Consider the following 4,933-nt stretch of genomic DNA (forward strand, 5'->3'; position numbering starts at 1 on the left):
ATTTGCCAGAGGATGGGTAGGAGATAGGTACTACTTTGCTGATGGAAAGCCTGCGGAGGGAATCCAAGTTATCGGCGGAAAGACCTATATCTTCCACGAAAGAACTAGAGAAAAGTTGAGAAATACAGTAAAAGTATTTAACTTTAACAAATATAAGACAGATTGGAATGGGGTAGCTAGAAAGATTGGAAGAATTGACACGAGACCTGCAATAATGGGAACTAGAGGTCAGTTTAGACCAGGATTTACCCAATACCTAAACAGAAAAACCCCATACTTTAGACAAGTTGACCCAAGATGGTCCTACAGAAGATTTTCTAGTGGAACCCTTGGGGGCTATGGGTGTGGACCAACAGCTATGGCTATGGTATTAAACAAGGAACTCCATAGAAATGATATATATCCAACAAATACAGCAGTAGATGCATCTGATTACGCTGACGATGGAACAGATTGGCAATATTTTAGAGAAAATCCAAGGATTTACGGTTTGAGATCTTACGATGTTCCAGTAAATGAAAAAGCTTTAATCCAAGCCCTAAAAGAAGGAAGCGTTGTTGTAAGAGTTGGTGCTGGATATTTCACAACAGGAGGTCATTATATAGTTATAGACTCCTATAAAGATGGATATTTTACCATAAACGATCCATACTCTGTGTCTAATACTATGGAAAAACAACCTTTCTGGAGACTCAAGCAAGAAGTTACAGTTGCTTGGCAAATAAAAAAATAGGTCATTAGATGCTATGAGATTTTCTTGTAGCATCTTTTTTATGCGTAAATTTATGAATACTATTCAAAAAAACCTTTTCTTGCGTTATAATAAAGATAAGGAGGATGTTATGGAAAATATTAGGATGGAGAGGGACTCTTTAGGAGAGGTTGAGATCAAAAGCGAAGCTTATTATGGGGCAAATTCTCAAAGAGCTCTTGAAAACTTTCATATCACAGGACAAAGTATGGATCCGTTTTTGGTAAGGGCTATAGTTGAAGTTAAGAAGGCTTGTGCAATTGAAAATAATAAGGTGGGTATTCTTTCAGCTAGGAAAAAAGATGCCATAGTTGAAGCTTGCGACAGGATTCTAGCTGGAGAATTTATGGATAACTTTGTGGTTGATCCAATCCAAGGTGGAGCTGGAACTTCCTTTAATATGAATGTCAATGAAGTTATAGCTAACATCGCCAACGAAATCTTGGGTGGAGGTCTGGGAACTTATGAATATATACATCCAAATGACCATGTGAACAAGGGACAATCAACTAATGATGTCATTCCATCAGCAGGGAAAATCGCTTTGATTAGGTACATAGGAGTCCTAAAGATTGAGGTCGATAAGCTAATAACTTCTTTTGAGAAAAAAGCCAAGGAGTTTGATTCTTATATCAAGATGGGGAGGACTCAGCTCCAAGATGCAGTCCCAATCAAATTGGGCCAAGAGTTTAAGGCCTATGCCACGGTGATTTCAAGGGATTATAAGAGGTTGGGTTCGGCTGTTGACCAACTTTCTTACCTAAATCTTGGTGGAACTGCAATAGGAACAGGACTAAATGCGGATGATGACTTTATTGAAAAAGTTGTACCGACCCTATCAAAAATTTGTGAGCTTGACCTTAAACAAGCAGAAGATTTGGTGGATGCAACTCAAAATTTGGATTCTTTTCTTTATACTTCATCAGTATTAAAAACTATGGCTTGCAATCTATCTAAGATTTCAAACGACCTAAGACTCCTATCATCAGGACCTACAACAGGTATCAGTGATTATAACCTTCCTGCCAAACAAGCTGGGTCATCCATTATGCCAGGCAAGGTAAATCCTGTGATTCCTGAAGTGGTAAACCAAGTCGCCTTTTTGGTTATAGGAAACGATATGACGGTTACAATGGCAGTTGAAGGAGGACAGCTTGAGCTAAACGCCTTTGAACCTATTATTTTTTACTCTCTTTTTGAGTCGATAAAAAGCCTAACATCTGCCATTTCTACCCTCTATAGGAACTGCGTAGATGGCATTACAAGTGATAAGGAAAAGTTGGAAAAAAGAGTTGAAAATTCTATAGCAATCATAACTCCTTTTGCTCCACATATTGGCTATGATAAGGCGAGCAAGGTTGCCAAAGAATCTCTAAGGACGGGAGTTTCTGTAAGGGAGATATTGCTGAGAGATAATATTATGACTAAGGAAGAGATTGATAATATATTGGATTATGAAAGCATGACCCATCCTGGAATTTTGGATGAGGCTCATATAAATAAGGATTAGTTATGAAAATGAGAATAGAGAGGGATTCTTTGGGAGAAGTTGAGGTTTCTTGCGACGTTTATTGGGGCGCACAAACGCAAAGGTCTTATCAAAATTTCCCTAAGGGTCTTGACCTTATGCCAAGAGAACAAATTATGGCCTTGGTTCTTATAAAAAAAGCGGCAGCTCTTGTAAATTTCAAGTTAGGAATACTAGATGAGAGAAGAAAAGAACTCATAGTTTATGCAGCCGATAGGCTACTTGGGGGAGAATTTTCTGATAATTTCCCTCTTACAGTTTGGCAAACAGGGTCAGGTACTCAGACAAATATGAATGTAAATGAAGTTATAGGTCATATTGCCAATGAAAAAGCAGGTGCTCTTCTAATTCATCCAAACGACCATGTAAATAAATCCCAAAGTTCTAACGACACGTTCCCAACAGCTATCCACTTAGCAAGCCTCAACCTGTTAGAGCATGACCTCTTGCCTGAAATAGATAAATTTGTAGGTCAGTTAGCTAAGAAGGCAAAAAGTTTTACTGGTATAATTAAAACAGGAAGAACCCACCTCCAAGATGCAACGCCACTTAAACTTTCGGATGAAATAGGAACCTATGGAGAAATTATTTATAGAGATAAACTTTATCTTGAAAAGTTGATGGAAGATTTGCGTTTACTCCCAATAGGAGGGACTGCCGTGGGTTCTGGGCTAAATGCACCAGATGGTTTTTCAACAATGATGGTAGAAGAGCTTTCGGCTCTGTCGGGGCTTGCTCTCCTAGAGGATGAGAATAAATTCCTTGGTCTTTCCTCCAAGCAAGCAGTAGGAAGGGTTCACTCTGGACTTAGACTTTTGGCAGAAGACCTAAACAAGATAGCTAACGACCTAAGGTTTCTATCTTGTGGCCCAAGGACTGGAATAGGAGAATTAATTTTACCAGCCAACGAGCCGGGCTCATCTATCATGCCAGGCAAGGTCAATCCGACCCAAGTGGAGATGCTTACTATGATTGCTATGCAAGTTTTGGCAAATGACACAGCTATTTCTCTTGCTAATGCTAGTGGCCAGCTCGAACTTAATACCTATATGCCACTTATAATTTACAATATGGTTAGGTCCATTAAACTTTTAGCTGAAGGGATGCAAGCATTTAGGAAAAATCTTTTGGAAAACCTAGAGGTGAACTCAGAAAAAATCCAAGAAAATTTAGATAAATCTCTCATGCTAGTTACAGCTCTTAGCCCACACATAGGTTATGATAAGGCAGCAGAACTTGCTAAGTACGCCCATAAAAAAAAGCTTAGCCTAAGACAGGCCAACAGGGACTTGGACTTTGTAAGCGATGAGGAATTTGTGAGAATTGTAGATCCCCAAAAGATGGTTTAGGAGAATATGAAAACTTATATAAAAAAAGGAGCTTGGGACGAGAGAGTCTACCAAGCTATAAATAAACTAATAGAAACTCATGGTAAGGACAACCCTTCTTATGATATAAACCACAAGCCCTTTGCAGTATTTGATTGGGACAACACATCTATAATCGGTGATTTAGAAGAGGCCTTGCTTTATTACATGATAACAAATCTAACTTTCAAGATGGAAGTAGAAGAATTTTACGAGTTAATAAGAAAAAACGTCGATACAAAGCCCTATGGAAAAAATCACGCCAACCTAGAGGGAAATTTGATAAATATTGACGTACTTTCAGCTGACATAAAGGTGGCCTATCAATTTATCTACGATAACTACGAAAAATTTAAGGGGTCTATGAGTCTTGAAGAAGTAAAGGAAACGGACTATTACAAGGAATTTGTGGCAAAAATGTTCTATAGATACAAGGTTAGTAGCTATGCAGATGATGCTGTAGACCCTTACTGTTGGATGAGCTATCTGCTAAAAAATTACACTAAAGACCAAGTTATGGAGCTGGGAGCTAGGGCTTACAAAATAATGAAAAAAGAGCCGATTAGAGTTGAAACATTCACATCTCCGACAATCGAATCTAAATCTGGAAGGATTGAAATAGAATATTTTGTAGGCATAAGAGAGCTTGAGGAGATGGCAAATCTTTATAAGGCTTTAGAAGAAAATGGTATAGATGTTTACATTGTTTCGGCATCATTTATTGACATAGTAAGAACTTTTGCAACGAGTGAAGATAACTCTTACAAGATGGATGAGAAAAAAGTCTTAGGATTAAGGCTAAAGAGATTGGGAGATGGAAGAATCCTTCCTGCCATAGACAAGTCCTATCCAATAAGCATTAGGGAGGGGAAAGTTGCTACTATCGATAAGCTCATAAAAAATGCCAACAACTATGGACCAGTTATGGTTGGTGGAGATAGTGATGGTGATTTTGCCATGCTTACAACCTATCCAGATACAGAAGTTGCCCTCCTAGTTCATAGAGAAAATGATGGAAAAATCACAAGCCTTAGAAATCAAGCTTGGCAAGATAGTCCAAGATATTTTAGCCAAGGAAGGAATCTTTTGCAAGGGAAATTTGTAAATTCTAATAAGTCGGTTGGTTATAATGAATAGGATAAGACTCTAGTATTTTTAATATACTAGAGCTTTCACTCCTTGAATTAGCTTAGTAAACTAGGAAAATGCTTGTATTAAATTTAATATATACTTAAATTTGGTAATACGACACAAGAATAAAGCGTGATTAATAGCGAGGTATGCGAA

General features: G+C 38.0%; 4 protein-coding genes. All 4 read left to right on the forward strand.

Features of this window, described 5'->3' with window-relative positions; all coding sequences use genetic code 11:
* A partial coding sequence (locus Q0W95_RS07395; RefSeq protein ID WP_297791412.1) for a C39 family peptidase occupies positions 1 to 733 on the forward strand: 733 nt, incomplete at its 5' end.
* Positions 734 to 842: 109 nt separating this feature from the next.
* Positions 843 to 2,261: an aspartate ammonia-lyase gene (locus Q0W95_RS07400; protein WP_297791414.1), complete on the forward strand. Its 1,419-nt coding sequence runs from the start codon at positions 843 to 845 to the stop codon at positions 2,259 to 2,261.
* A gap of 2 nt (positions 2,262 to 2,263) precedes the next feature.
* Positions 2,264 to 3,628, forward strand: coding sequence for a class II fumarate hydratase (locus Q0W95_RS07405; RefSeq protein ID WP_297791417.1), 1,365 nt, complete (start codon positions 2,264 to 2,266; stop codon positions 3,626 to 3,628).
* Positions 3,629 to 3,634: 6 nt separating this feature from the next.
* The gene (locus Q0W95_RS07410) at positions 3,635 to 4,783 is read left to right on the forward strand and encodes a haloacid dehalogenase-like hydrolase (protein ID WP_297791419.1); all 1,149 of its coding nucleotides are present in this window, start codon (positions 3,635 to 3,637) and stop codon (positions 4,781 to 4,783) included.
* Positions 4,784 to 4,933: the final 150 nt, after the last annotated feature.

It is taken from the genome of uncultured Anaerococcus sp., assembly GCF_947253225.1.
Lineage (GTDB): Bacteria > Bacillota > Clostridia > Tissierellales > Peptoniphilaceae > Anaerococcus.